The sequence below is a fragment of the Gordonia sp. NPDC003376 genome, from assembly GCF_053589235.1.
Genome location: NZ_JBSFRM010000022.1, coordinates 16,931 through 42,860, shown reverse-complemented (window position 1 = coordinate 42,860; position 25,930 = coordinate 16,931). Strand labels below are relative to the sequence as shown.

The following is a 25,930-nucleotide window of genomic DNA, read 5'->3' as shown; positions in this document are numbered from 1 at the left end:
ACGTACCCGACAACACCCCACGACGATCGAGCCGACGAGAAGCGCAGAGGCGAACCCCACGACGATCGAGCCGACGAGGAGCGCAGCGACAAGACGTGTCGAAATCTCCGCAAGCGACCTCGCAAACGCAACCACGACAACCGACCCCGACAACACCCCACGACGATCGAGCCGACGAGAAGCGCAGAGGCGAACCCCACGACGATCGAGCCGACGAGGAGCGCAGCGACAAGACGTGTCGAGATCTCCGCAAGCGACCTCGCAAACGCGACCACGACAGTCGCACCACGGTAACCACAATCCGACAGCGCCGCAGTTCCGGGCCCGATACGAGTCGGGCAGGATTCAGAACAGGGTCAGCACCTGCTGTTGGGCCGGGGCGGCCACGAGTCCCACCCCGCCTGATCCGACCCCGGCGGGTCCCGCACGCCCGCCCGGCACTGGTGCACGCCCCGCATTTCCGGCGGCAGCACCGGCGCGTTCGTCGTCGAGGCGATCGGTCCGTGATGCCAGCCCATGACCGAACACCAACGGCTGCAGTCGTTCCCGCAATCGGGAGGAGTATTCCGGGGTGACATAGGCACCTCGGCCGTAGAGGTCGCGATAGCGCCGGACCAGCGCGGGATGATGCTCGGCGAGCCAGCTCAGGAACCACGGCTTGGTGGCCCCCCGCAGATGCAGCGGGAAGGCCGTCACCCCGGTCGCACCGGCCGCAGCGATCGATCCGAGGAGTTCGTCGAGATGCGCGGTGGAGTCGGTGAGATACGGGATCACCGGCGCCAGCATCACATGCGGTGCGAATCCGGCGTCGGCGATGTCGGCGATCAACTGCAGCCGCGCGGCCGGTGACGGCGTGCCGGGTTCGATCTGTTTCTGCAGTTCGGTGTCGATGAATGCCAACGACACGCTCAACCGCACCGGTACCTGACCGGCGGCCTGCCGCAGCAGCGGCAGGTCCCGACGCAGCAGGGTGCCCTTGGTGAGGATCGAGAACGGGGTGGCGGCCTCGGTGAGCGCCGAGATCACCCCCGGCATCAGGCGATATCGCCCCTCTGCCCGCTGGTACGGATCGGTGTTGGTGCCGAGTGCCACCGGTTCCCGATGCCAGGACCGGCGTCGCAGCTCCTTGCGCAACACGGCCGCCACGTTGAGCTTCACCACCACCTGACTGTCGAAGTCACGTCCGGCGTCGAGATCGAGGTACTCGTGGGTGGGCCGGGCGAAGCAGTACCGGCAGGCATGGGTACATCCGCGAAAGGTGTTGACGGTGTAGGTGAACGGCAGCCCGGAGCCCTCGGGTACATGGTTGAGCACACTCTTGGCCAACACCTCGTGGAAGGTGATGCCCTCGAACTCGGGGGCCTGCACCGAGCGCACCAACCCGGCCCGACCGAGACCCGGCAGGGCACCATCGTCGGCTTCGATCACCTGTTCGGACCATCGCATGCCGAAAGTCGAACACGCGTGCGAGGAGATGTCAAGCGTGTGAGGTCCCACGTAGACCGGTCCGCCCGGCGCGCCCGGCTATCATCTCCGGTATGACCAGCGAGACCGACCCCCACCGGACCCCCGGTCCGCATTATCTGGTCGCCGGTCGCTATCGCCTGCTCTCCCGGATCGGCGGCGGCGGGATGGGCACCGTGTGGCTGGCCCGCGACCAGCTCCTCGACCGCGAGGTCGCGGTCAAGCAGGTGCTCTCCACCGAGGGGTTGTCCGAAGAATCCGCCGAGAACGTGCGCAAACGCGCGATGCGCGAGGGGCGGATCGCCGCCCGGCTCAGCCATCGCAATGCGATCGCGATGCACGACGTCGCACTCGACGGCGGTGAACCGTGGCTGGTCATGGAGTACCTTCCGTCGCGCAGCGTCGCCCAGATCCTGCACGCGACCGCCACGATCGACGTCACCGAGGCCGCGAAGATCGGCGCCCAGGTGGCCGACGCGATGACCGAGGCGCATGCCGCCGGGATCATCCACCGCGACATCAAACCCGGCAACATCCTCATCGCCGGGGCGGGACGCAACGCCGGCCTGGTCAAGATCACCGACTTCGGCATCTCTCGCGCCAAGGACGATGTCACGATCACCCAGACCGGACTGATCACCGGCACCCCCGCCTATTTCGCCCCCGAGGTGGCCCGCGGCGACGAGCCGGCCGAGGAGTCGGACGTCTACTCGCTCGGGGCGACGGTTTACACGATGGTCGAGGGGCAGCCGCCGTTCGGCGTCGACGACAATTCGCTGGTGATGCTGCACCGGGTGGCCCGCGCCCAGATCAATCCGATGACGCGGGCCGGCGCCCTCGAACCGGTGATCCTGCGCATGCTCGAACCGAGTCCTCGACGCCGGATCAGCATGGCACAGGCGCGCGACGAGCTCGCCCGGATCGCCGCGGGCGAGCACGGCACCACCGAGCAGGTCCTCACCAGCATGGTGGCCCGGCCGGTGGTCGGGCCGTCCACGCTGGCCCCTCGCTCGGGGCTGCCGTCCGGTGGATACGCCGCCTCCGGCGGATATGCAGGAGCGGTACCCGGCCAGTTCGACCACACGCGCACCGCCACCCCGGCGCCCCGGACGCCTCCGCTGCCCCTGTCCGCCGCCGGGCCCCATACCCCCGGACCCCAGAATCCCGGACCCCAGAATCCCGGACCCCAGAACCCCGGACCGTACGGTTCGTATCCGGGAAGTACGCCGAGCGCCATGCCGTCGCACATCCCGCCGCCCGGAACGCAGTCGGGCACCTCGCCCGCAGTCCTCGCCGGGGCGGTGTTCCTGTTCTTCCTGGTGCTCGCCGCGGTGATCGTCCTCGTTATCGCCCTCACCGGCTGAACACCCCGATCGACCCGACGTGGACCGGTCCCGAAACCTCCGCCGCCGACCTCGCCACCGCATCCACCTCGGAAGCGGGCACCACCCAACGCAAGCTGCGGAGATTTCGACACGGGTCCTCGCGATGCTCGGTCCCGGCTCAATCAGCAACCAGCTGTTGATGGTCGAGCCGACGAGGAGCGAAGCGACGAGACGTGTCGAAACCCCAGTCGGCCGAGCTCGGTAGGTGAGCACTTCGGAAGTCGTTGCGCACGTACTCGTCTCGCCGGGTTTCGACACGGGCCCTCGCGATGCTCGGTCCCGGATCAACCAGCACCTGGCCGTTGATGGTCGAGCCGACGAGGAGCGAAGCGACGAGACGAGACCGCCGCCGCCGCCGAGCTTGCGGTTGCCCGTCCGCACCGACCTCACGGACGGCGCCGCGTCCAATCCGGTCGGCCTGGTTGTGGCTCAACCGATGTGACGCGTGGCTGCCCATCGGGTCAGGGCATTGCGGTTGGACTGTTGGGTCTTGCGCAGCACATTCGACGCATGGGTCTCGACGGTCTTGATCGAGATGAACAGTTCCTCGGCGATCTCGCGGTAGGTGTATCCGCGTGCGAGCAGCCGCAGCACCTCGAGTTCACGGCGGGTCAGCGAGTCGAGCTCCGGGTCGAGCTGCGGTTCGGGCACCGACGACCTACCGGTGAACGAGTCCAGCACGAAGCCGGCCAGCCGCGGGCTGAACACCGCATCGCCCTCGGCCACCCGCCGCACCGCGGCGGCGAGTTCCTTGCCGTCGATCGTCTTGGTCACGTATCCGCGGGCACCCGCCCGGATGGTGGCGATCACGTCCTCCGCCGCATCGGACACGCTGAGCGCCAGGAACACCGGCGCCTCGTCGCCGAGTGCGTCGGCGACGCCACGCAGCACCGCCACCCCACCACCGGCGGGCATGTGTACGTCGAGCAGTACGACGTCCGGTCGCACCCGGGTGATCCCGGCTATCGCCTCGGCCACCGCACCCGCCTCCCCCGCGATGGTCAGCCCGGGTTCGCCGGCGAGTTCGGCACGCACGCCGGAACGGAACACCCCGTGGTCGTCGACCAGGAACACCCGATACCCACCGGGCGGCGCGGCCTGTTCCTCGGTTGTCATCTCGCTCCGCTCATCCGTCGTCATGTCGTCGCGCCCCGTCGATCGCACATCGGTTCCCTCGACCATCGCCGTGTTCCGGGGGGTCCACCGGTAATCATGACGCCTTTCCCCGCGCGGTGTCCGTCCCCGTTGCCGTGTCGGGACCCGAATCGGAGTCGTCCCGGTCCGGGTCCCCGTCGAGCACCCGTTCCCCGTCACCCACCGCACGGCCGTCGCCACGCGGCATCGTGATCGCCACGTTGGTACCGCGCCCCGGCTGCGACTTGACCGTCGCACGTCCGCCGACCCGCTCGATCCGTGCGCGGATCGAGCGCGCCACCCCCTGGCGGTCCCCGTCGACGGTGTCCGGGTCGAAGCCCACCCCACGATCACGGACGTAGACCTCCACCTCGTCGTCACCCACCTCGAGGTACACGTCGACCTTGCGCTCCCCGGAATGCTTGGCCGCATTGACCAGCGCCTCGCGGGTCGCGCCGATCAGGGCAGGCCAGCGCCGCGCCACCACCTTGTCGGTGTCGGCGTCGGGGCGGAGGTCGCCGACGGTGACCACCTCCACCTCGATCCCGTAGTCGTCCTCGACCTCGGCGCCGACACTGCGCAGCGCGGCGCTCAGCGAGCTGCGCTGCTGGGCCGGATCACCGAACAGCCAGCTGCGCAGTTCGCGCTCCTGACTGCGTGCCAGACGGGCCACCTCCTCCGGACGTCCCGCCTTCTTCTGGATCAGGGCGAGGGTCTGCAGCACCGAATCGTGCAGGTGGGAGGCGATCTCCTCGCGCTCGGCGTTACGGATCCGTGCGGCGCGTTCTTCGTTGAGTGCCCGCCACATCCGCATCCACAACGGCACGGTCAACAGCACGACACCGATCAGGGTCACACCGACCGCGAACAGGGTGGTGCTCAGACCACCGAAGTTGCGGTTGCCGGCCAGCACGATCACCACCAGCCCGCCCACCACCAGCACCACACCACCCGCGAGCCGCAACCAGGTGAGGACCGGGCTGCGGGCGTGGGCGCGCGCGGAGGTGTCGAACTCCCGCCACACGAGGGAGGCGCCGACGGCGACGAAGACCAAGGGCACCAGATAGGCGGCCGGGGTGCCGGCGGCGGCGAACCCGACCACCGACATCGCGATCAGGCCGAGGATCGCCAATCCCCAGGCCTGGCGCCGCTCACCCGGTCGCAGCGGTGCGGTGTCGGAGCCCTGCGGACAGAAGAACCACAGGAGCGCATAGGCCAGCACCCCGGCGCCGGCGAGGGCGGTGAGCACCACGAACACCACCCGCACGCGGAACGCGTCGACGCCGAGATGGTCGGCGACGCCTCCTGCGACCCCACCGATCACGCGGCCGCCACTGCGGCGCATCAGCCGCGGCGGCAGCTCCGCCTGCGCCACTTCCATGAATCCGATGGTGTCACGTATGCGGGGGCGCGGGCATCAGGGTCCACCCCCGAATCCGGTACCGGTGCTCGTTCCGGGTGGATCTCAGGGTGCTCCCCCGATGTGGGCGGGGCCGGCGAGCGTGACGATGGGTGACATGGATGGTGCAGAGTTTCGCAACCGGCTCGAGAACCTGTGGGCCACACGCCCGGTGCGACCGTCGGCACCACGCACCGTGGCCGGCGTCTGTGCAGGTGTCGCCGACCGCTACCGGGTCGATCCGACCCTGGTGAAGGTCGCGTTCGTGGTGTCGACGTTGTTCGGTGGCAGCGGCCTGATCCTGTATCTGGCCGGCTGGATCGCCTTTCCGTCGGTCACCCGGGTCTCCGCACAGGTCACACCCGTCGGCGGGGGGCATCCCGGCCGAACCCGAAGTCCCGTCAAGCTGCTGCTGGTGGTCCTCGTCGTCATCGTGGTGGTGACCTCGATCGGATCGTCCGGCCCGTGGAGTTCGGGCGGCCTGCTCGGCGGTCTGCTGATGCTGTTCGGCTGGTGGCTGCTGTACCTGCGCACCCCCGAGGCACCGGCCGGGACGAGCGTCACGACCATCGTCCCGACGTCGGCACCCACCGCGATCGGCGCCGATCACTTCGTGCGCTGGACCCCGCGTGCGATGCGCACCGCCCAGGGCCCCACCATGCAGGGCCCCACCACGGCCACGATGACGGGCACGACCCCGAACCGAGATGCGACCGCGAACCTGGATGCGACCGCATCGACCGCGACCGGCTCGTCCGCCGATCCGTCCCGCACTCCGACCGCCCAGCGCGCCACGGTCGATCTCGGGAAGGTCCCGGCCGGTACCGATTCCGATCTCCCATCGGTCGCGACCGGGGTCGACGACACCGCCACCCCGACCACCCCGACCGATCCGATCGACCGCACCCCACCCGCGTGGGATCCGTTGGGGGCGGCCCGCTTCGCGTGGGATCTGCCCGAGCCGAGCATGCCCACGCCGCCGGCCGTGCCGAACCGCCCACGTCGATCCCCGCTGGGGCTCGTCGTCGCCGGGATCGCGGTGATCGTCGTCGCCGCCGGGATCGCCGGCCACCGGGCCGGGATCACCTGGTTCTCGGTGCCACACGTCCTGTCGCTGGCACTGGCCGTGGTGGCCGCCGGACTGCTGGTCGGCGCGCTGCGCAAGACCGAATCCGGCCGTCACGCGGGGGGTCTCGTGCCGGTGCTGCTCGCACTGATGGCGGCCGTGGTGGTCTCCACCACCCTGACCACCTGGAGCCCGAGCGACCACGGCCTGGGGATACCCGCCGGCGGTGTCGGCGACCGCAATTGGAAACCACTGAGCGAGAACGACATCCGTGGCGAGTATTCACTCGGTATGGGAACCGGCACGCTCGACCTGCGTGACATCACGCTGTCGTCGAACCGAACGGTGCAGTTGCGCAACGGCATCGGCGAACTCGTCATCGAGGTCCCCACCGGCATGAACGTCCGCGCCAACTGCAGTACCGGGATCGGCGACTACTCCTGCCCCGACGGACTCGACGGCGGCAACGACGGCACCGCCGGGCCGGTTCTGACGGTCGACGCGCACACCGGAATGGGACGAGTGGAGATCAGGCGATGAACGGCACCGACCCCATGGACCCGACCACCGTGACCGAAACCACCACCGACGTGGCCCGACGGTCACCCGGCCTCGCGCTGTTCGCCCTGCTGGGTGTGGCCGTGGCGGCCTGGGGTCTCGCCGACGGTCCCACCCTTCCCGATCTCGCGACCCTGGGCTGGGTCGCGGTGGTGATCGGGGTGATCGCCGGACTCGTGCTGATCGTCAGCGGTGCGCGGTCGGCGCGCCGCTGACGATCGCGCCCGAATCGGGACCGATCACTCCCATTCGATGGTGCCGGGCGGCTTGCTCGTCACATCCAGGACGACGCGGTTGACGTCGGGCACCTCGTTGGTGATGCGGGTGGAGATGGTCTCGAGCACCTCATAGGGGATGCGCGTCCAGTCCGCGGTCATCGCGTCCTCGCTGGACACCGGACGCAGCACGATCGGATGGCCGTACGTGCGGCCGTCGCCCTGCACACCGACGCTGCGGACGTCGGCGAGCAGCACCACCGGGCACTGCCAGATCTGGTTGTCCAGACCGGCGGCGGTGAGTTCCTCCCGCGCGATCTGGTCCGCGGTGCGCAGCAGCGCGAGACGGTCGGCGGTCACCTCGCCGACGATGCGGATGGCCAGACCCGGCCCGGGGAACGGTTGACGTCCGACGATCTCCTCGGGCAGGCCCAGTTCCCGTCCGACCGCGCGGACCTCGTCCTTGAACAGCAGCCGCAACGGCTCGACCAGGGTGAACTCCAGGTCATCGGGCAACCCGCCCACGTTGTGATGGCTCTTGATGTTCGCGGTGCCACTTCCTCCGCCGGACTCGACGACGTCGGGGTACAGGGTCCCCTGGACCAGGAAGTCCACCTTGTCACCGGCGGCGGCGCGGTCGCCGAGCACGTCGGACACCGCACCCTCGAAGGAGCGGATGAACTCGCGGCCGATGATCTTGCGCTTGGTCTCCGGGTCGGAGACACCGGCGAGTTCGGAGAGGAACGTGTCGGCGGCGTCCACGGTGACCAACCGGGCGCCGGTCGCGCCGACGAACTCGTGTTGCACCTGCTCACGCTCACCGGCACGCAGCAGACCGTGGTCGACGAACACGCAGGTCAGCCGATCGCCGATGGCGCGTTGCACCAGCGCCGCCGCGACCGCGGAGTCGACACCGCCGGACAGACCGCAGATCGCCAGTCCGTCACCGATCTGGCCGGCGACCTGATCGATCAGGCTGTCGGCGATGTTCGCGGCGGTCCAGGTGGGTTCGAGGCCGGCGATCTCGTACAGGAAGCGGGTGAGCACCTGCTGGCCGTGCGGCGAGTGCAGCACCTCCGGGTGGTACTGCACACCCGCCATCTTGCGTTCGACGTTCTCGAATGCGGCGACCGGTGCGCCCGGCGTCGAGCCGACCACCTCGAAGCCCTCGGGGGCCACCTGCACGGCGTCGTTGTGGCTCATCCACACCGGCTGCTCGGCGGGCAGACCCTGATGCAGCACACCCGCGCCGTCGGCGGTCAGGGTGGTGCGTCCGAACTCGCGGCCACCGGTGTTGGCGACCACGCCGCCGAGGGCCTTGGCCATCGACTGGAATCCGTAGCAGATGCCGAACACCGGGATGCCGAGGTCCAGGATCGCCGGGTCGATGGCCGGTGCGTCGTCGGCGTACACCGACGACGGTCCACCGGAGAGCACCAGCGCCACCGGGTTTCGGGCCGCCAACTCTTCGATGGTGGCGTCGTGCGCGATCACCTCGGAGTAGATGCGGGCCTCGCGCACGCGGCGCGCGATGAGCTGCGCGTACTGTGCGCCGAAATCGACGACGAGGACCGGACGCGGCCCCTCGATCGCTCCATCTGCAGAATCCGTCACGAGGCGAGTCTAATGTCTGCCCACCACCGACCTACCGGTCGGCGGCGCCAGGGGTGCGTGGAATACTGGTTGACCACCATGGATACCTCTGACTCCCCAGAAAACGCCAGGTCGGTATCGACCGGGTCCGCCGAGTCCGGTTCCGGCCGGTTCTCCCTCGGCGTCGCCGACCTCACCCAGGCGGCGGTGTTCGCAGCACTGATCGCCGCCCTGGGCCTGCCCGGAACGATCAACCTCGGCAGCAGCGGGGTCCCGATCACGTTCCAGACCCTCGGGGTGATGCTCGCCGGCGCGGTCCTCGGCCCCAAAAAGGGCACCCTCGCGGTGGTCATCTTCATGGTGCTCGCACTCGCCGGCCTGCCGATCCTGTCGGGGGGACGCAACGGCCAGACCGCGTTGCTCTCGCCCACCGCCGGATACTTCATCGGGTTCCTGCCCGCCGTGATCGTGATCGGTGTGCTGACCGCCCTGATGATGCCACGCTACCGGGTCGTGTGGGGCACGCTGATCAACCTGCTCGGCGGCATGGTCGTGGTGTACGCCTGTGGTGTGATCGGCCTTCTGGCCCGCACCGATCTGACCCTGTGGGCGGCCATCTCCACCAACGGCACCTTCATCATCGGTGACGTGATCAAGGCCGTGGTGGCCGCGCTGGTCGCCGCACAGGTGCACCGTGCCTGGCCCGGTCTGATCACCCCGTGGCGATCCGGGAGCCGCGGTACCGCCACCGTCGCCGACTGACGTGATCGGCGACGCACCGGTGATCGTATCGACGCCGTGATCGAGTTCCGTCACGTCACACACGCCTACGAGGACCGGACCGTTCTGCGCGAGGTGTCGTTGTCCCTCCCCGAGCGCCGGGTCGGCATCGTCGGCGCCAACGGCAGCGGCAAGTCGACCCTCGCCCGAATGATCAACGCGCTGGTCACCCCGGACCAGGGCAGCGTCGTCGTCGACGGCGTGGACGCGGCACGCCACAGACGGCGGGTGCGGCGGTCGGTGGGTTTCGTGTTCTCCGACCCGGATCGGCAGATCATCATGCCGACCGTGCGCGAGGACATCGAGCTGTCGCTCACCCGAACCGATCTCGACCGCGCCGAACGGGCCGAACGCACCCGCACGGTGCTCGACCGGTTCGGTCTCGCCGACCACGCCGACCATCCGTCGGCCCGCCTGTCCGGCGGGCAGAAGCAGCTCCTGGCGCTCGCCTCGATCCTGGTGACCGAACCGCGGATCATCGTCGCCGACGAGCCGACGACGCTGCTCGACCTGCGCAACAGCCGCATGCTGCGGGAGGTGTTCGCCGGTCTCGACGAACAACTCATCGTGGTCACCCACGATCTCGACCTGGTCGACGACTTCGACCGGGTACTCGTGATCGACGACGGCCGGGTGGTGGTCGACGACCTGCCCGGCCCCGCTCTCGCCGCGTATCGGGCGATGATGTCGTGACCGCACTCGGCGTCTACCGGCCCGGAAGCACCGTGCTGCACCGGCTGTCCCCCGGGACCAAACTGGTCGGCCTGGCCGTCGCGGTGCTGGCCATCTCGTTGTTCGTGCGGACCCTGCCGGGACTGGGGATCGCCGCGGTGGGGGTCGCCGCGCTCTACGCACTCGGCGGTATCGGACCGGTCGCCGCGTGGCGTCAGCTGCGCCCGGCGATCTGGATGCTGCTGTTCATCTTCGTGTTCCAGGTGATCTTCACCGGCTGGCATCGCGCGGTGATCGTGGTGGGAATCCTGGCCCTGACGGTGGTCCTGGCCGCGGTGGTCACGCTCACCACGCGTGTCACCGACATGCTCGCCACCATCACCCGTGCGCTGTCACCGCTCGCCCGGTTCGGGGTGCGGGTGGACCTGATCGCGATCTCGCTGGCCCTGACCATCCGGGCGATCCCGCTCATGGTGGAGATCGCCCGGGCGGTCGACGAGGCCCGACGTGCCCGCGGGCTCCGCCCTGGACCACGCATCCTGGTGGCCCCGATCGTGGTCGGTGCCCTGCGCACCGCCGACGGATTCGCCGACAGCCTCATCGCGCGGGGCCTCGACTAGCACCCGGCCCCGGACGTCGTGTTCCGGATGTCCCGGCTCAGGATGCCGACGCGTGGTCCACCGGGGTGATCGTCAGTCGCAGGGCCGCCGGGGCGTCGGCGGGCACCACCGGTGCGTCCGGGGCGATGGGAGACAGACGACGGTACGGCTCGCCCTGCGCGGGGCGGATGTCGTCGGCGCCGTTGTTGGGCCACAGCGCGATCGCGCGCTCGGCCTGCGCGCAGATCGACAGCGACGGGTTGACACCGAGGTTCGCCGAGATCGCCGCGCCGTCGGTGACGTGCAGGGTCGGGTAGTTCCACACCCGGTGGTACGGGTCGATCACACCGTTCGCCGGGTCGTCGGAGATCGCACAGCCGCCGAGGTAGTGCGCGGTCATCGGCATGTTGAACACGTCACCCCAGGTGCCGCCGGCGAGGCCGTCGTCGAGTTTCGCCGCGATCCGCCGGGTCGCGTCGTTGCCCTCCGGGATCGAGGTGGGGTTGGGTTCACCGTGTCCCTGCGTGCTGGTGACGTACCGCAGCGGTCCACGCCGGCGCAGGAAGGTGGTCAGCGAGTTGTCGTTGTTCTGCATCACCAGCGCGATCACCGTGCGTTCACTCCAGCGCCGCACCACCAGCAACCGAACCAGCGTCGACGGCCTGCGCAACAGCTGCGCCAGCACCTGACCGAGACGCTTGCGGCGGGTGCCGCCGTCGGTGATCACCGTCTGCAGGAAGGCGATCGCATTGGAGCCCTTGCCGTAGCGCACCGGCTCGACGTGGGTGTTGGGTGCCGGATAGAACGACGACGTGATGGCCACCCCCTGCGAATAGTTGTGTGCCGGATCGTATTTCGCGGCAACGGCACCCAGGATCGCCTCGGAGTTGGTGCGGGTGAGCCGCCCCATGGCGTCGGAGATCGCGGGCAGCGTCGACGCCTTCGCGTGGTGCAGCAGCCGCTGGGTGTTGAAGGTCCCGGCGGCGACGATCACCTGCGCGGCGGTGACACTGCGCCGACGCCGCCCGAGCGGTCCCCAGGCCGCCGACCCGCGCGTGCCCACCTCCCAGCTGCCGTCGGGCCGCCGGGTGAGCGAGTCGACGGTGGTGCGGTCGAGAATCCGGGCGCCGTTCGCCTCGGCGAGTCCGAGGTAGTTCTTCAGCAGGGTGTTCTTGGCACCGACCCGACATCCGGTCATGCAGGCGCCACATTCGGTGCAGGCGGTGCGATCCGGACCCGCTCCACCGAAGTAGGGATCGCCGACGGTCTCACCGGGCGCACCGGCCAGCCCCGTCCGGGCACCGAAGAACACCCCGACCGGGGTGGCGACGAAGGTGTCGCCGACACCCATCTCCTCGGCGACGTCGCGGATCACGCGGTCGGATTCGGTGAAGGTCGGGTTCTGCACCACGCCGAGCATGCGGCGGGCCTGCCCGTAGTGGGGGTCGAGTTCGGCCTGCCAGTCGGTGATGTGCGCCCACTGGGGATCGGTGAAGAACGGGGCGGGCGGCTTGTAGAGCGTGTTGGCGTAGTTCAGCGACCCGCCGCCCACGCCCGCGCCGGCCAGGATCATGACGTCCTTGAGGGCGTGGATCCGCTGGATGCCGAACAGTCCCAACTTGGGCGCCCACAGCCATTTGTTCAAGCGCCAGCTGGTGGCGGCGAAGTCGTCGTCGGCGAAGCGTCGACCGGCCTCGACCACGCCGACCCGGTATCCCTTCTCGACGAGTCGCAGCGCGCTCACGCTGCCGCCGAATCCGGAACCGATGATCAGGACGTCGAAGTCCGTATGATCAGATGCTTCACGACTGGGGTGGGCTGCCATGACGATCATACTAACGCTCGTTGTCACATACGGTGACGGCGACCGCACCCCATCGTGAACACCGCCCGGCCCGAGCGGAGCGGCGCGAGCAGCGCCGGTCGCTCTCAGCTGCGAACGGTCAGTCCGACCTTCTGGAATTCCTTGAGATCGGAGTAGCCGGCCTTGGCCATCGAGCGGCGCAGTGCGCCGACCAGGTTCAGCTCGCCGTAGGGGTCGTCGGACGGGCCGGTCAGCACCTGCTCGAGACTCGGGCGACCGTCCGGACGGGCCACCTCGAGCAGCGCGCCGCGCGGTGTGTCCGGGTGGGCCGCCGCCGACGGCCAGTACCAGCCCTTGCCGGGCGCCTCGGCGGCCGCCGCGAGGGGGGTGCCGAGCACCGCGGCGTCGGCGCCGCAGGCGATCGCCTTGGCCAGGTCACCGGAGGTGTGGATGTCGCCGTCGGCGATGACGTGGACGTACCGGCCGCCGGTCTCGTCGAGGTAGTCACGACGTGCGGCGGCGGCGTCGGCGATCGCGGTCGCCATCGGCACGCCGAGGCCGAGCACCTCACCGGTGGTGGTGGCACCGGCCGTCGATCCGTATCCGACGATCACGCCGGCTGCGCCGGTACGCATCAGGTGCAGCGCGGTGCGGTGGTCGTGCACACCGCCGGCGATCACCGGGATGTCGAGCTCACTGATGAACGTCTTGAGGTTCAGCGGCTCCTGCGACCCCTGCGCGACGTGCTCGGCGGAGATGATCGTGCCGTGTACCACCAGCAGTTCCACGCCCGCCTTCAACAGGGCCGGGGTCAGCTCGGCGGCGTTCTGCGGGCTCACCCGCACCGCGGTGGTGACCCCGGCGTCACGGACGGCCGCCACCGACTTCGCCAGCAGTTCGGTGTCGAGCGGTGCGGCGTGCAGTTCCTGCAGCCGACGCACCGGCGCCTGCGGATCGGGGTCGGAGGTCGCGAGCTCGACGAGTTCGGCGATCTTGTCCTCGACGTCGCGATGGCGCGCCCACAGGCCCTCGCCGTTGATCACACCGAGGGCACCGAGACGGCCGAGCTCGATGGCCACCGCCGGCGACACCAGCGCATCGGTCGGATGGGCGAGGATCGGCGCATCGAAACGGTACGCGTCGATCTGCCACGCGGTCGACACATCCTTCGACGACCGTGTCCGCCGGGAAGGGACGAGACTGATGTCATCGAGCTCGAACGTCTGCCGGGCCGTACGGCCCATTCCGATGTCGACGATGTCGCGCACCGTTACGCCTTTCTGCTACGCACGCCGGAGCCCTGGACGGGCCGACGCTGTCGAGAATCCACTCCCGACGGTGTGTGATCTGCCGTGTCGGCCGATTCAGCGTGAATAGTAGTTCGGCGCCTCGGCGGTCAGGGTGATGTCGTGCGGATGCGATTCCTTGAGTCCGGCCGCGGTGATCTGGACGAAGCGCGCGTGGTGCAGGTCGGTGATGGTGGCCGAGCCGGTGTAGCCCATCGCGGCGCGCAGACCACCGACGAGCTGATGGATCACCTGGGTGAGCGGACCACGGAACGGAACGCGGCCTTCGATACCCTCCGGGACCAGCTTGTCCTCTTTGAGGACGTCGTCCTGGAAGTAGCGGTCTTTAGAGTACGACTTACCCTGTCCACGGCCTTGCATCGCGCCGAGCGAGCCCATGCCGCGGTAGCTCTTGAACTGCTTGCCGTTCACCAGGATCAGCTCACCGGGCGCCTCGGCGGTACCGGCCAGCAGCGAGCCGAGCATCGCGGTGGACGCACCGGCGGCGAGTGCCTTGGCGATGTCGCCGGAGTACTGCAGACCGCCGTCGGCGACCACCGGGACACCGGCCTGATGACACACGGCGACGGCTTCGAGGATCGCGGTGATCTGCGGGGCGCCCACGCCGGCGACGACACGGGTGGTGCAGATCGAGCCCGGTCCGACGCCCACCTTGACGGCGTCGACCCCGGCGTCGATGAGTGCCTGCGCACCCTCACGGGTGGCGACGTTGCCCCCGACGAGCTGCACGCGGTCGCCGATCTCGGCCTTGAGCTTGGCGATCATCTCGAGCACGCCGCGGGAGTGCCCGTGTGCGCTGTCGACGACGAGGGCGTCGACGCCCACATCGGCCAGCGCCATGGCGCGGGACCACGCCTCGTCACCGGCACCGACCGCGGCACCGACCAGCAGGCGGCCGTCGGAGTCCTTGGTGGCGTAGGGGTGCTGCTCGGTCTTGACGAAGTCCTTGACCGTGATCAGACCGGTCAGCCGACCGTTGCCGTCGACGATCGGGAGCTTCTCGACCTTGTTGCGGCGGAGCAGTCCGAGCGCGGCCTCGGCGGACACGCCCTCCTGGGCGGTGATCAGCGGCGCCTTGGTCATGACCTCCGACACCGGGCGGTCCTGGTCGACCTCGAACCGCATGTCGCGGTTGGTGATGATGCCGACGAGCTCGCCCTTGCCGTCCACGACGGGCAGACCCGAGATGCGGTAGCGGGCACACATGGAGTCCACGTCGGCGAGTGTGTCTGTCGGCGAGCAGGTGACCGGATCGGTGACCATCCCGGCCTCGGACCGCTTGACGGTCTCGACCTGACCGGCCTGGTCCTCGATGGACAGGTTGCGGTGCAGCACACCCATGCCACCGGCGCGGGCCATGGCGATCGCCATCCGCGCCTCGGTGACGGTGTCCATCGCCGAGCTCACCAACGGCACCCGGAGGGTGATCTCCCTGGTGAGGCGAGAGGAGGTGTCGACCTCGCCGGGGATCACGTCCGATGCCGAGGGCAGGAGAAGGACGTCGTCGAAGGTCAGGCCGAGCATTGCAACCTTGTTGGGATCGTCACCACCAGTACGAACGTGAGTCATCTGACCATCCTAACGAGCGATTGCCGAGGAACCGAATGCGATTGTGTGGGTCACGTTCTGTCCCCGCACGTGCCTCACGTCGACCGTCCCCCGAATCGGTGGGTGGACGGCACCGGCGACGCGGTGGAGCGGGCAGACGAACTGTGGATGCGATGCGGCGCAGGTCACCGAAGATCGGCTACCGTGGTGGTGTGCGTGACCACCTCCCTCCCGGACTCCCGCCGGATCCGTTCGCCGATGATCCGAGCGATCCCGCGGCGGCACTGGACTCCGTGGAACCGGGAATCCCGCTCGACGAGAACGAGCGTCTCGCGGTGGAAGAGGATCTCGCCGACCTCGCCGTCTACGAGGCCCTGCTGGCCCACCGCGGCATCCGCGGACTGGTCGTGGTCTGCGACGACTGCCACGAGGACCACTACCACGACTGGGACATGTTGCGCGCCAATCTGCTCCAGTTGCTGATCGACGGCACCGTCCGCCCGCACGAGCCGGCGATCGACCCGTGTACGGAGTCCTACGTCACGTGGGACTACTGCCGCGGGTACGCCGACGCGCGTGCCCATATCGATCACGAGCGCTGACGGGCCCAGGCCTCGCACCGACCCGATCCGGGCGGTGATGCTTCACGCCCCCGGGCCGTCCACGACCCATCGGTCAGGACGGTGTGGTCGTGGTCGTGGTCTCCTCCGGCGCGCTCGGCACCTGGGTGACCGTCGCGCTGGTCGGTGTCGGGGTCTGCGATGTGGGCGTCGGCGTGGTCTCGACCGGCGGCGTGGTGGTGGTCGGCACGGTGGTCCGCGCCCGCACGTCGACACTCGTCGACGATCCACCGGTGGTTCCCCCGTGTGCCGGGGTCGTCCCGCCCGGCCCGGTCGTGCCGGGTGCCGCCGACGAGGCGGTCGATGCCGCCGTGGTCGATCCGGGCTCCTCGGTCTTGAGCCGGTCGATCCATTCGGTCATCTGATCGCGGGTCGCGTCGTCACGCACCGGGGCGAGCCTGGTCTGGGCCCGCGCGATCAGCTGGTGCGCGCTCTCGGTGTCGCCCGCGGCGAACGCCGCCTCCGCCTGCTCGAGGTCGGCGCGCACGTCGAACGACGCCTGCGTCTCCGACGCCGCCGAGGCGAACACGACCTTCTTCACACCCCAGAGGGCATCGCCGGGCGCCGCACCCTCGCTCACCACGGTGAGCCCGGCGGCGGCGACCACCGCGATGGCCGCGGCTCCGGACACCACACGCAGCGTGCGCACCACCGACGCACCGCGCCTGGCCGGACGCTGCGCCGCCAGGGCGCGGTCCACCTCGCCGATGCCCGGCATCGGCGGCGCAGGTGTGGCGATGGCCTCGTGGCGCCACCCGGACAGGAGCGCGGCGAGCTCGTACTCGGCATCGTCGCGGGTCGGCGTGGGCTGATCGTGTGACAATGCGTCGAGGAACGCGTCGTCGAAGTGGACCTGATTCAGGTCGATGTGACCGTCATCCGGCTGTCCGTCACCGCCATGTGCCGATCCCGGACCCTGCATCGCCCCCGACGACTGCGGGCCCGGCATCGGTCGACGTCGATCCCGATCACGCTCGTCGCTCATCGCGTCGCACACCTGCCTTCCTCAGTTCGTCTTTCAATTTCGCCAGTGCTCGGTGTTGGGCGACCCGGACGGCGCCAGGGGTGCTCCCGACCGCGTCGGCGGTCTCCTCGGCGGACATCCCGACGACCAGACGGAGCACGAGGATCTCGCGCTGCTTGTCGGGGAGCACCGACAGCAGCATCCGCATCCGGCGGCTGCCGTCGGAATCCAGCGCCGCCTGCTCTGGCCCACCGTTGACCGTCGAGACATCGGGGACACTGTCGACCGGGTCGGCCTTGACACGGCCGGCCACACGCATCGCGTCGGCCACCTTGTGTGCGGCGATGCCGTAGACGAAGGCCATGAACGGCTTGCCCTGATCCTGATAGCGGGGCAGCGCCGTCATCACCGCCATCAACGCCTCCTGTGCAATGTCATCCGCAGAGAACAGATGGCGTTCTCCGACACCGATCCGCCCCCGGCAGTAGCGCAGGATCGGCTCTTGCACACTTTCGAGGACTGACGTGAGCGCGTCGCGGTCGCCCAGTCCGGCAGCCCGGACTGCGGCGTCCAACTCAACACCTGTCAATTTCATCGTCAGCAGTGATCCCCGTGTTACGCATTGTGCGGCCGGTCTCACCGGCTCGGTTGACAAAGGCACGCCGCTTCACCCCCGGCGCGGGCCCACCGCTGCTCGAAATCGGCTCACGAACACGGCGTCGGACCCCAAACACCTTAGCGATCCGGTCAGCGCGGGACGAAAACCATGCCACGCGCGCTCAGTGTCGCCTCGATCCGGGCCTGGTCGGCGGCGAGGGCCGTGGACTCGTCGCCCACACCCCGTTCCAGCATCATCGCAGCCCACTCGAGCGGCAGCAGGCCGGCCGCGGCGGCACGGCGTCGACATCCGGCTGCGCCGGACCGGGCGATCTCGATCTCCCCTGACGCCGCGTGGGCGGCCGCCGAGATCAGCAGTGTCTTGATCCGGTGACGTTGCAGTCCGCTGTCGGCACGGCGGTCCATCAGGTCCATCGCCCTCGCCGATCGATCGAGCGCGGCGCCCCGATCACCGGTGTACATCGCGAGCTCGGCGGAGACCCAGAGGTGACGCAGCCGCCCCCGCGCCGACGTCTCCCACGGCTCGGTCGCCCCGGGGCCGGGTTCGGGCGCGAGCTCCGCCCCGGCGCGCCGCAGGAGTCTGGCCGACGCCGAGAACCGACCCAGCCCGAGATTGTCGGCGGCCAGGTTCACCAGCGCATCCACCATGGCCGCGCGGCCCCACTCGTCGTCACCCCACCGGTCTGTGTCCTTCCCCCGGCGCATGTCCTCCCCTCGACCCCTGTCCTCCCCTCGACCCCTGTCCCTCCCCCTACGCATGTCCACACCCCGGCACATGTCCGCACCCGAACCCGCGGCCGCCACGAAGGCCGCCCCGTCGAGCACCAGCGCCACCTCGTGCCGGCCGGCCTGACGCAGCAACGAACCAGCTGTACTGCGCGCGAGGGACAGAATCGTGGGATCGTTACGGCGTCGCGCGTCGACGACGAGCTCCTCGAGAGCGGTCAACGCCGCGGCGATCTCTCCCCGGCCGCCCCGTTCGACGGCGGCGAGCCAGGCCGAAGACGCCGTCTGCGCGGGAGAAACGTGGCCCAGGTCACCGAAACAATTAGCAGTTAGCATGAATTTAACTCGCCGTCACAATTGTTAAAGCGGACGAGAAAATCAACTCCGGGTGACTTATATATTTCCAGCGGGTTACCGGCGTTTCCCCGGTCACGAACCGATCGCATCCCGGATTCGTACCACGAAGGGCGCCATCCGCGCAGAAATTGCCAGTTCACAACCTATTTCACCGGATGAACGACAGCCCGGGGCGACACCGCCTGGGCACTGTGATAGTGCAGTGAGACCCTCTAACACCCAGTTAACAACACCGGAATCTTTGCCATCATTTCGGCCGAATTGGCGGTATTGACGCTGTTTCTGGCGCCCGCCTACTGTTTTGCTTGCGCAGTTCGGAACGCCCCACGACACCGACTGAGCATGGACATCGCCACGAGCCGGCCCCGGTTCCTCGTCCTGATGAAGGAGAAGCTGACATGCCCCAGCCCAACCACCTCCCCGGCCCCAATGCAGACGTGTGGGACTGGCAGATGCACGGCTTGTGCCGCGGTGTCGAGTCCTCGATGTTCTTCCACCCCGACGGCGAGCGCGGCCGCGCACGGGCCCAGCGCGAGCGTCGCGCCAAAGAGATGTGCCACCAGTGCCCGGTCATCGCGCAGTGCCGTGAGCACGCCCTGGCCGTCGCCGAGCCGTACGGCATCTGGGGCGGACTCTCCGAGTCCGAACGCAGCATGCTCATGAAGCGCGGTATGGGACGCCGCATCGCCAGCTAGCCACCCGCACACTCCACCACGACGAGACCGGCGACGCGACCGGAGCGGGCAACACCCGGCCGTCCCGACATCCGAGACCACAACAGCAGCAGATCCGATGCAGACGACTCCGCGGTGGCCACCCTCAGGGGTGACCACCGCGGAGTCGTCTGCGTCAGAGCGCCCGTGTGGGCGCCGTCGGCCGGATCAGTGTGACGTCAGTGCGCGTGACCGTGGCCGTGGCCGTGGTCGTCGGCGGCCTCGGCGGGCTTGTCGGTGACCGCGGTCTCGGTGGTCAGGACCATGCGGGCGACCGACGCGGCGTTGACCACCGCGGAGCGGGTGACCTTGACCGGGTCGATGATGCCCTCGGCGACCAGATCGCCGTAGGTCAGGGTCGCGGCGTTGAAGCCATGGCCCTTCTCCGCCCCGGCGACGCGGTGTACGACGACGGCGCCGTCGACTCCGGCGTTGGTGGCGATCCAGTACAGCGGGGCCTTGACGGCCTCGCGCACCACCTTGACCCCGAGCGCCTCCTCGTCGGGAAGCTCCTCGGCGAGGGCGTCGAGCACGGCCGCGGCCTGCACGATGGCCGAGCCGCCACCGGGGATGATGCCCTCCTCGACAGCGGCCTTGGCCGCGGCGACCGCATCCTCGACGCGATGCTTGCGCTCCTTGAGCGCGGTCTCGGTGGCCGCACCCACGCGGATCACGGCGATGCCGCCGGCCAGCTTGGCCAGACGCTCGGCGAGCTTCTCGCGATCCCAGTCGGAGTCGCTGTTCTCGATCTCCCGCCGCAGCTGGGCGGCGCGATCGGCGACGGCCTCGGCGGTGCCGGCGCCCTCGACGATCGTGGTGGCGTCCTTGGTGACGGTGACACGCCGGGCCGAACCGAGCAGGTCGAGGTCCGCGGCGTTCAGCGAGACACCGATGTCGGAGGAGATCACGGTGCCGCCGGTGACCACGGCCAGATCCTCGAGGAACGCCTTGCGGCGGTCACCGAAGAACGGCGCCTTGACCGCGACGGCCTTGACGGTCTTGCGGATCGAGTTGACCACCAGGGTCGACAGCGGCTCGCCCTCGACATCCTCGGCGATGATCAGCAGCGACTTCCCGGCGCCGACGACCTTCTCCAGCAGCGGCAGGAAGTCCGGCAGCGAGCTGATCTTGTCGCGGTAGAGCAGGATCAGCGGATCGTCGAGGACCGCTTCCTGGGCGTCGGCGTCGGTGACGAAGTACGGCGACAGGTATCCCTTGTCGAACTGGACGCCCTCGGTGATGTCGAGCTCGGTCAGCAGACCCGAGCCCTCCTCCACGGTGACGACGCCGTCGGTGCCGACGGTGTTCATCGCCTTGCCGACCAGTTCACCGACCTCCTCGTCGCGCGAGGACACGGTGGCGACCTGCGCGACACCCACCTCACCGGTGACCGGCGTGGCCAGACGCAGCAGTTCTTCACTCAGCGCGTCGGCGGCCTTGGCGATGCCGACGCCGAGCGTGATCGGGTTGGCACCCGCGGCGACGTTGCGCAGGCCTGCGCGGACGATCGCCTGGGCGAGGACGGTGGCGGTGGTGGTGCCGTCGCCTGCGACATCGTTGGTCTTGGTCGCGACCGACTTGACCAGCTGTGCGCCGAGGTTCTCGAAGGGATCCTCGAGGTCGATGTCACGGGCGATGGTCACGCCGTCGTTGGTGACGCTGGGGCCACCGAATGCCTTGGCCAGCACCACGTGCCGGCCGCGCGGCCCGAGGGTCACCTTCACCGCGTCGGCGAGCTGATCGATGCCGCGCTCGAGTGCGCGACGGGCCTTTTCATCGAATTCGATCTGTTTTGCCATCAGGGCTTTCTCTCTGTGCTGGCTGATCGTGCGGCCGGGTCACCGGCCGCACGGACGACTCCGCCCCGGTGCCCACTGGGCGCCGGGGCGGGAAGTGTCACGAGGGTCTCGCGATCCTTACTTGCCGATGACGGCGAGCACGTCGCGCGCCGACAGGATCAGGTACTCCTCGCCGGCGTACTTGATCTCGGTGCCGCCGTACTTGCTGTAGATGACGGTGTCACCTTCCTTGACGTCGACCGGCACGCGGTTGCCCTGCTCGGTCACGCGGCCCTCGCCAACGGCGATGACGGTGCCTTCCTGCGGCTTCTCCTTGGCAGTGTCCGGAATGACCAGACCCGACGCGGTGGTCGTCTCGGCCTCGACGGCCTGCACCAGGATCTTGTCCTCAAGCGGCTTGATGTTCACGCTCGCCACGATGTGAGTCCTCTACTTTCTCATCTGAGAAAACGATGTTCTTGTTTCTGCGGGGCTCTGCCACGAGACCCCGTCGTCGCGGGTGCCGAGGTCTGCTCGCAGTGCCTCCTAGCACTCTATACATGCGAGTGCCAGCACTCAAGGCTCGCGGCTGCAAAAGATCAGCCTTCGGCGAAATCACCCCGAGCGAGACGAGCCGGTGGTCGACGGGATCGGCCGCTACCGCCTCGCCAGCACCCCGGCGATCCCCGCGGCGGCGGCCCGCACGGCCGCGACATGGGCTTCCGGACGGAACCGTCCGACCGGACCCGTCACGCTGATCGCGGCGACCGCCTCCCCGGTTCCGGTGTCGAGCACCGGCGCCGCCACACACAGCAGCCCGAGCGTGGACTCCTCGCGCTCGAACCCGACCCCCGCCTCGAGAATGGTCGCGAGGCGACGCCTCAGCAGTCCCGACGCGACGATTGTGTGCGGTGTCCACGGCTTCAGCGGCCCCGCCAGCACCTGCTGCTGCAGCTCCGGATCGGCATGCGCCAGAAGAACTTTACCTATTGCTGTGCAGTGCAGCGGCATACGTCCGCCGGTCCTCGACGGCGACCGCGCCTGCCGATGCCCGCCGATCTTGGCGATGTAGACCACCTCGGCGCCCTCGAGGACGCCGAGGTGCACCGTCTCACGGGTGCGTTCATAGAGGTCCTGCAGAAACGGCATCGCCACCTCGAGCAGGGTCCGTTCGGCCGACGCCCGCATCCCCAGCTCGAAGAGCCCACCCGAGAGCCGGTAGCCGCGCTCGTCCTTGTCGAGCAGACGGTAGGTCACCAGGTCACCGGCGATCCGGTGCACCGTCGGCTTGGACAGCCCGGTCCGGCGCACGAGTTCGGCCAGCGGGAGCACGCGATCCTCCACCCGGAACGCCCGGAGCACCGCGACCGCCTTGCCCAGCACGGTGCCCAGATCGGCACCGGCGGGATCACCGGCCCCGGTCCCCCGTGCACCCGCCTGATCCACGGCCTCACCCGACATCTGATCAGCGTATCGCTGAGTGGAACGATTTCGTAGGAGAACCCGCCGACCTGCGGCGACAGTGGAGGCATGACAGAGCAGGTCACCACCCCAGCACCGATCGCCCCCGCACCGATCACCGAGGCGGCGATCACCGAGGCGGCCGCCCGGCTGCGGACCGCATCGGAGTCCGCCACCCCCGTCGCCCCGGTCCGCGAACTGATCGGCACCGCCGACATCCGCGCCGCCTACGCCGTCCAGCAGATCGGCGTCGCCGAACGCCTCGCGGGTGGCGCCCGCCGCGTCGGCCGCAAGATCGGGCTGACCTCCAAAGCCGTGCAGGCCCAGCTCGGTGTGGACCAGCCCGACTTCGGAGTGCTGTTCGACGACATGATCGTCACCGACGGCGGCACCCTCGCGGCCGGTGCGGTGCTGCAGCCCCGCGCCGAGGCCGAACTGGCCTTCGTCCTCGCCGAGGACCTCGACGGCGAGATCGATGCCGCCCGCGTCCGCGCGGCCATCGCCTACGGTGTCGCGGCCATCGAGATCTGCGGCAGCCGCGTCGCCGACTGGGACATCAGCTTCGGCGACACCGTCGCCGACAACGCCTCGGCCGGCGCCTATGTCCTGGGCACCGAGCACAAGACCCTCGCCGAGTTCGAGCCCCGCGAGGTCACCATGACGATGTCCATCGACCACGCCGAGGTGTCCACCGGCACCGGCGCGGCCTGCCTCGGCGACCCGATCGAGGCCGTCGTCTGGCTCGCCGAGCAGGTCCGCGACCTCGGTGAGCCGCTGCGGACCGGCGAGGTCATCCTCTCCGGCGCGCTCGGTCCGATGCGTCCGATCACCCCCGGCGCCACCGTCTCGGCCACCGTCGCACCGCTGGGCACCGTCACCTTCACCGCCCGGTAGTCGAGCCGGCACGCGACGGCCCCGCACCTCGTCGACACCCCTCCCCGTCGACACCCCACCCCGTCGACACCCCACCCCGTCGACACCGCACCACAACCTTCGAGAACCTCAGAACAGCAAGGAGATCCGATGACCACAACAGGTCAGAAGACCAAGGTCGCCATCATCGGGTCGGGCAACATCGGCACCGACCTGATGAAGAAGATCATGCGTAACGGCACCCACCTGGAGATGGCGGTCATGGTCGGCATCGACCCCGCCTCCGACGGTCTCGCCCGCGCCCGGAAGTACGGCTTCGAGGCCACCGCCGACGGCGTCGACGGTTTGCTCGCCTCGCCGCAGATCGACGAGATCGGCATCGTCTTCGACGCCACCTCGGCCGGTGCGCACACCGCCAACGACGCCACGTTGCGCCCGCTCGGCAAGCGGATGATCGACCTGACCCCGGCGGCCATCGGGCCGTACGTGATCCCCGCGGTCAACCTCGACGAGCACATCGACGCCACCAACGTGAACATGGTGACGTGCGGTGGTCAGGCGACCATCCCGATCGTGGCCGCGATCTCGCGGGTCGTCCCGGTCGCCTATGGCGAGATCGTCGCCTCGATCGCCTCGCGCTCGGCAGGCCCCGGCACCCGCGCCAACATCGACGAGTTCACCGAGACCACCTCGGCGGCCATCGAGCAGGTCGGCGGCGCCGCCCGCGGTCGCGCGATCATCATCCTGAACCCGGCCGAGCCGCCGCTGCTCATGCGCGACACCGTCTTCACCCTCGTCACCCTGCCGGCCGACGCCGACCCGGTGAAGGCCGAGATCGTGAACTCCATCGAGAAGATGGTCGCCGACGTCGCCGCCTACGTGCCCGGATACCGCCTCAAGCAGAAGGTCCAGATCAGCGAGATCCCGGCCGACCAGCCGGTCGAGACCCTGCTGGTGCCCGGTACCTCCCGGCCCACCCACCAGGTGTCGGTCTTTCTCGAGGTCGAGGGAGCCGCCGACTATCTGCCCGCCTTCGCGGGCAACCTCGACATCATGACCTCGGCCGCCGTGCAGATGGCCGAGAAGATCGCCGCCACCAAGGAGATTCAGGCATGAGCACACCGATCTTCATCCAGGACGTCACCCTGCGTGACGGCATGCATGCCGTCCGCCACCGCATCTCGACCGAGGACGTCAAGCGCATCGTCGCCGCCCTCGACGACGCCGGCGTGGACGCCATCGAGGTGGCCCACGGCGACGGCCTCGCCGGCGGGTCGCTGAACTACGGACCGGGCTCGCACACCGACTGGAAGTGGATCGAGGCCGCCGCGTCGGTGCTCACCACCGCCCGGCTCACCACGCTGCTGCTGCCCGGCGTCGGCACCATCGGTGAGCTCAAGCGCGCCTACGACCTCGGCGTGCGGTCGGTGCGTGTGGCCACCCACTGCACCGAGGCCGACATCTCCGCCCAGCACATCGCCGCGGCCCGCGAGATCGGCATGGACGTGTCGGGCTTCCTGATGCTCTCGCACATGGCCCCGCCGGAGAAGCTGGCCGAGCAGGCCAAGCTGATGGAATCCTATGGCGCACACTGCGTCTACGTCACCGACTCCGGCGGCCGGCTGACCATGAACGACGTCGCCGCTCGCGTCCGGGCCTACCGGGACGTCCTCGACCCGCAGACCGAGATCGGTATCCACGCCCACGAGAACCTGTCGCTGGCAGTTGCCAATTCGGTTGTGGCCGTGGAGAACGGCGCCTTCCGCGTCGACGCCTCACTCGCCGGACACGGTGCCGGTGCGGGCAACTGCCCGATCGAGCCGTTCATCGCCGTCGCCGACCTGTCGGATCTGAAGCACGGCTGCGACCTGTTCAAACTGCAGGACGCCGCCGACGACATCGTCCGGCCGCTGCAGGACCGCCCGGTGCGCGTCGACCGCGAGACCCTCACGCTGGGCTACGCCGGGGTGTACTCGTCGTTCCTGCGTCACGCCGAGAATGCCGCCAAGACCTACGATGTCGACGTCCGCGACATCCTGGTGGAGTGCGGTAGGCGTCGCCTCGTCGGTGGTCAGGAGGACATGATCATCGACGTGGCACTGGGACTGGCCGCCGCCGAGGCATAAGGCCGGTACGGGCTCCGCCGGCCCGGGCACGGCATGGTGACATCACCGGTGAGAACCACCGCGCCGACGTCACGTGCGAGAGGACCCATCATGCCCGGGCCGGCACAGCCGACCCCGGAGCTTCTCCCCGAGATCTGTCATCGGCCGTCGCGCACACCGCGCGACGGCCG

The 25,930-nt window shown here is 69.2% G+C and carries 24 protein-coding genes; 11 read left to right on the top strand and 13 right to left on the bottom strand.

Features of this window, described 5'->3' with window-relative positions:
- Positions 1 to 345: 345 nt before the first annotated feature.
- A complete protein-coding gene (locus ACWDUA_RS19535; RefSeq protein WP_449752666.1) occupies positions 346 to 1,446 on the bottom strand; it encodes an Rv2578c family radical SAM protein in 1,101 nt (366 codons plus the stop codon).
- A gap of 92 nt (positions 1,447 to 1,538) precedes the next feature.
- Here ACWDUA_RS19535 and ACWDUA_RS19530 point away from each other — a divergent pair, with 92 nt between their 5' ends.
- Positions 1,539 to 2,828 (top strand): protein kinase domain-containing protein, encoded by a 1,290-nt coding sequence (locus ACWDUA_RS19530; RefSeq protein ID WP_449752665.1) that lies wholly within the window; start codon positions 1,539 to 1,541, stop codon positions 2,826 to 2,828.
- A gap of 450 nt (positions 2,829 to 3,278) precedes the next feature.
- Here the strand turns inward: ACWDUA_RS19530 and ACWDUA_RS19525 are convergent, their stop codons facing one another.
- Together ACWDUA_RS19525 and ACWDUA_RS19520 are read right to left on the bottom strand one after the other, a co-directional pair.
- A complete protein-coding gene (locus tag ACWDUA_RS19525; RefSeq protein ID WP_449752664.1) occupies positions 3,279 to 3,965 on the bottom strand; it encodes a LuxR C-terminal-related transcriptional regulator in 687 nt (228 codons plus the stop codon).
- Positions 3,966 to 4,059: 94 nt separating this feature from the next.
- The gene (locus ACWDUA_RS19520; RefSeq protein ID WP_449752663.1) at positions 4,060 to 5,364 is read right to left on the bottom strand and encodes an ATP-binding protein; all 1,305 of its coding nucleotides are present in this window, start codon (positions 5,362 to 5,364) and stop codon (positions 4,060 to 4,062) included.
- A gap of 136 nt (positions 5,365 to 5,500) precedes the next feature.
- Here ACWDUA_RS19520 and ACWDUA_RS19515 point away from each other — a divergent pair, with 136 nt between their 5' ends.
- Together ACWDUA_RS19515 and ACWDUA_RS19510 are read left to right on the top strand one after the other, a co-directional pair.
- The gene (locus ACWDUA_RS19515) at positions 5,501 to 6,988 is read left to right on the top strand and encodes a PspC domain-containing protein (RefSeq protein WP_449752662.1); all 1,488 of its coding nucleotides are present in this window, start codon (positions 5,501 to 5,503) and stop codon (positions 6,986 to 6,988) included.
- Positions 6,985 to 7,221 carry a hypothetical protein gene (locus ACWDUA_RS19510; RefSeq protein ID WP_449752661.1) on the top strand — a complete coding sequence of 79 codons (237 nt, stop codon included), beginning with the start codon at positions 6,985 to 6,987 and terminating at the stop codon, positions 7,219 to 7,221. The genes ACWDUA_RS19515 and ACWDUA_RS19510 overlap by 4 nt, the downstream gene beginning before the upstream one ends.
- A 24-nt stretch (positions 7,222 to 7,245) precedes the next feature.
- Here ACWDUA_RS19510 and guaA read toward each other — a convergent pair whose 3' ends face one another.
- Positions 7,246 to 8,835 (bottom strand): glutamine-hydrolyzing GMP synthase, encoded by a 1,590-nt coding sequence (gene guaA, locus ACWDUA_RS19505; protein WP_449752660.1) that lies wholly within the window; start codon positions 8,833 to 8,835, stop codon positions 7,246 to 7,248.
- 78 nt (positions 8,836 to 8,913) lie between these two features.
- Between guaA and ACWDUA_RS19500 the strand changes: the two genes are divergently transcribed.
- From ACWDUA_RS19500 to ACWDUA_RS19490, 3 genes are read left to right on the top strand one after another with little or no spacing between them, the layout of a single operon-like run.
- Positions 8,914 to 9,576, top strand: a complete 663-nt coding sequence (locus ACWDUA_RS19500; protein ID WP_449752659.1) for a biotin transporter BioY — start codon at positions 8,914 to 8,916, stop codon at positions 9,574 to 9,576.
- A gap of 36 nt (positions 9,577 to 9,612) precedes the next feature.
- Positions 9,613 to 10,287, top strand: a complete 675-nt coding sequence (locus tag ACWDUA_RS19495) for an energy-coupling factor ABC transporter ATP-binding protein (protein ID WP_449752658.1) — start codon at positions 9,613 to 9,615, stop codon at positions 10,285 to 10,287.
- Positions 10,284 to 10,886 carry an energy-coupling factor transporter transmembrane component T family protein gene (locus ACWDUA_RS19490; RefSeq protein ID WP_449752657.1) on the top strand — a complete coding sequence of 201 codons (603 nt, stop codon included), beginning with the start codon at positions 10,284 to 10,286 and terminating at the stop codon, positions 10,884 to 10,886. The genes ACWDUA_RS19495 and ACWDUA_RS19490 overlap by 4 nt, the downstream gene beginning before the upstream one ends.
- A 37-nt stretch (positions 10,887 to 10,923) precedes the next feature.
- Here the strand turns inward: ACWDUA_RS19490 and ACWDUA_RS19485 are convergent, their stop codons facing one another.
- The 3 genes from ACWDUA_RS19485 to guaB all read right to left on the bottom strand — a co-directional run bounded on the left by ACWDUA_RS19485 (position 10,924) and on the right by guaB (position 15,545).
- Positions 10,924 to 12,690, bottom strand: a complete 1,767-nt coding sequence (locus ACWDUA_RS19485; RefSeq protein WP_449752656.1) for a GMC family oxidoreductase N-terminal domain-containing protein — start codon at positions 12,688 to 12,690, stop codon at positions 10,924 to 10,926.
- Between the two features lie 104 nt (positions 12,691 to 12,794).
- Positions 12,795 to 13,937 carry a GuaB3 family IMP dehydrogenase-related protein gene (locus ACWDUA_RS19480; protein ID WP_449752655.1) on the bottom strand — a complete coding sequence of 381 codons (1,143 nt, stop codon included), beginning with the start codon at positions 13,935 to 13,937 and terminating at the stop codon, positions 12,795 to 12,797.
- Between the two features lie 96 nt (positions 13,938 to 14,033).
- Positions 14,034 to 15,545: an IMP dehydrogenase gene (gene guaB, locus ACWDUA_RS19475; protein WP_449752654.1), complete on the bottom strand. Its 1,512-nt coding sequence runs from the start codon at positions 15,543 to 15,545 to the stop codon at positions 14,034 to 14,036.
- Between the two features lie 191 nt (positions 15,546 to 15,736).
- On the opposite strand from guaB, the gene ACWDUA_RS19470 reads away from it, so the two are divergent.
- Positions 15,737 to 16,126, top strand: coding sequence for a DUF5319 domain-containing protein (locus ACWDUA_RS19470; RefSeq protein ID WP_449752653.1), 390 nt, complete (start codon positions 15,737 to 15,739; stop codon positions 16,124 to 16,126).
- 73 nt (positions 16,127 to 16,199) lie between these two features.
- Here ACWDUA_RS19470 and ACWDUA_RS19465 read toward each other — a convergent pair whose 3' ends face one another.
- The 3 genes from ACWDUA_RS19465 to ACWDUA_RS19455 form a co-directional block, all read right to left on the bottom strand.
- Complete coding sequence (locus ACWDUA_RS19465) at positions 16,200 to 17,129, bottom strand: anti-sigma-D factor RsdA (RefSeq protein WP_449752652.1); 930 nt, start codon at positions 17,127 to 17,129, stop codon at positions 16,200 to 16,202.
- Positions 17,113 to 17,703 (bottom strand): sigma-70 family RNA polymerase sigma factor, encoded by a 591-nt coding sequence (locus ACWDUA_RS19460; RefSeq protein WP_449752651.1) that lies wholly within the window; start codon positions 17,701 to 17,703, stop codon positions 17,113 to 17,115. The genes ACWDUA_RS19465 and ACWDUA_RS19460 overlap by 17 nt, the downstream gene beginning before the upstream one ends.
- A 152-nt stretch (positions 17,704 to 17,855) precedes the next feature.
- Complete coding sequence (locus tag ACWDUA_RS19455) at positions 17,856 to 18,788, bottom strand: hypothetical protein (RefSeq protein WP_449752650.1); 933 nt, start codon at positions 18,786 to 18,788, stop codon at positions 17,856 to 17,858.
- Positions 18,789 to 19,207: 419 nt separating this feature from the next.
- Here ACWDUA_RS19455 and ACWDUA_RS19450 point away from each other — a divergent pair, with 419 nt between their 5' ends.
- Complete coding sequence (locus ACWDUA_RS19450) at positions 19,208 to 19,504, top strand: WhiB family transcriptional regulator (protein WP_449752649.1); 297 nt, start codon at positions 19,208 to 19,210, stop codon at positions 19,502 to 19,504.
- 197 nt (positions 19,505 to 19,701) lie between these two features.
- Here the strand turns inward: ACWDUA_RS19450 and groL are convergent, their stop codons facing one another.
- From groL to ACWDUA_RS19435, 3 genes are all read right to left on the bottom strand, one after another.
- Complete coding sequence (groL, locus tag ACWDUA_RS19445) at positions 19,702 to 21,321, bottom strand: chaperonin GroEL (RefSeq protein ID WP_449752648.1); 1,620 nt, start codon at positions 21,319 to 21,321, stop codon at positions 19,702 to 19,704.
- A 117-nt stretch (positions 21,322 to 21,438) separates the two neighbouring features.
- A complete protein-coding gene (gene groES / locus ACWDUA_RS19440) occupies positions 21,439 to 21,738 on the bottom strand; it encodes a co-chaperone GroES (RefSeq protein WP_006334733.1) in 300 nt (99 codons plus the stop codon).
- A 219-nt stretch (positions 21,739 to 21,957) separates the two neighbouring features.
- On the bottom strand, positions 21,958 to 22,761 hold the full coding sequence (locus tag ACWDUA_RS19435; RefSeq protein ID WP_449752647.1) for an IclR family transcriptional regulator: 804 nt from the start codon (positions 22,759 to 22,761) through the stop codon (positions 21,958 to 21,960).
- A 69-nt stretch (positions 22,762 to 22,830) separates the two neighbouring features.
- Between ACWDUA_RS19435 and ACWDUA_RS19430 the strand changes: the two genes are divergently transcribed.
- From ACWDUA_RS19430 to dmpG, 3 genes are all read left to right on the top strand, one after another.
- Positions 22,831 to 23,655, top strand: a complete 825-nt coding sequence (locus ACWDUA_RS19430; protein ID WP_449752646.1) for a 2-keto-4-pentenoate hydratase — start codon at positions 22,831 to 22,833, stop codon at positions 23,653 to 23,655.
- 129 nt (positions 23,656 to 23,784) lie between these two features.
- Positions 23,785 to 24,750, top strand: coding sequence for an acetaldehyde dehydrogenase (acetylating) (locus tag ACWDUA_RS19425; RefSeq protein WP_449752645.1), 966 nt, complete (start codon positions 23,785 to 23,787; stop codon positions 24,748 to 24,750).
- Positions 24,747 to 25,760, top strand: coding sequence for a 4-hydroxy-2-oxovalerate aldolase (gene dmpG / locus ACWDUA_RS19420; RefSeq protein ID WP_449752644.1), 1,014 nt, complete (start codon positions 24,747 to 24,749; stop codon positions 25,758 to 25,760). Before ACWDUA_RS19425 ends, dmpG begins: the two co-directional genes overlap by 4 nt.
- Positions 25,761 to 25,930: the final 170 nt, after the last annotated feature.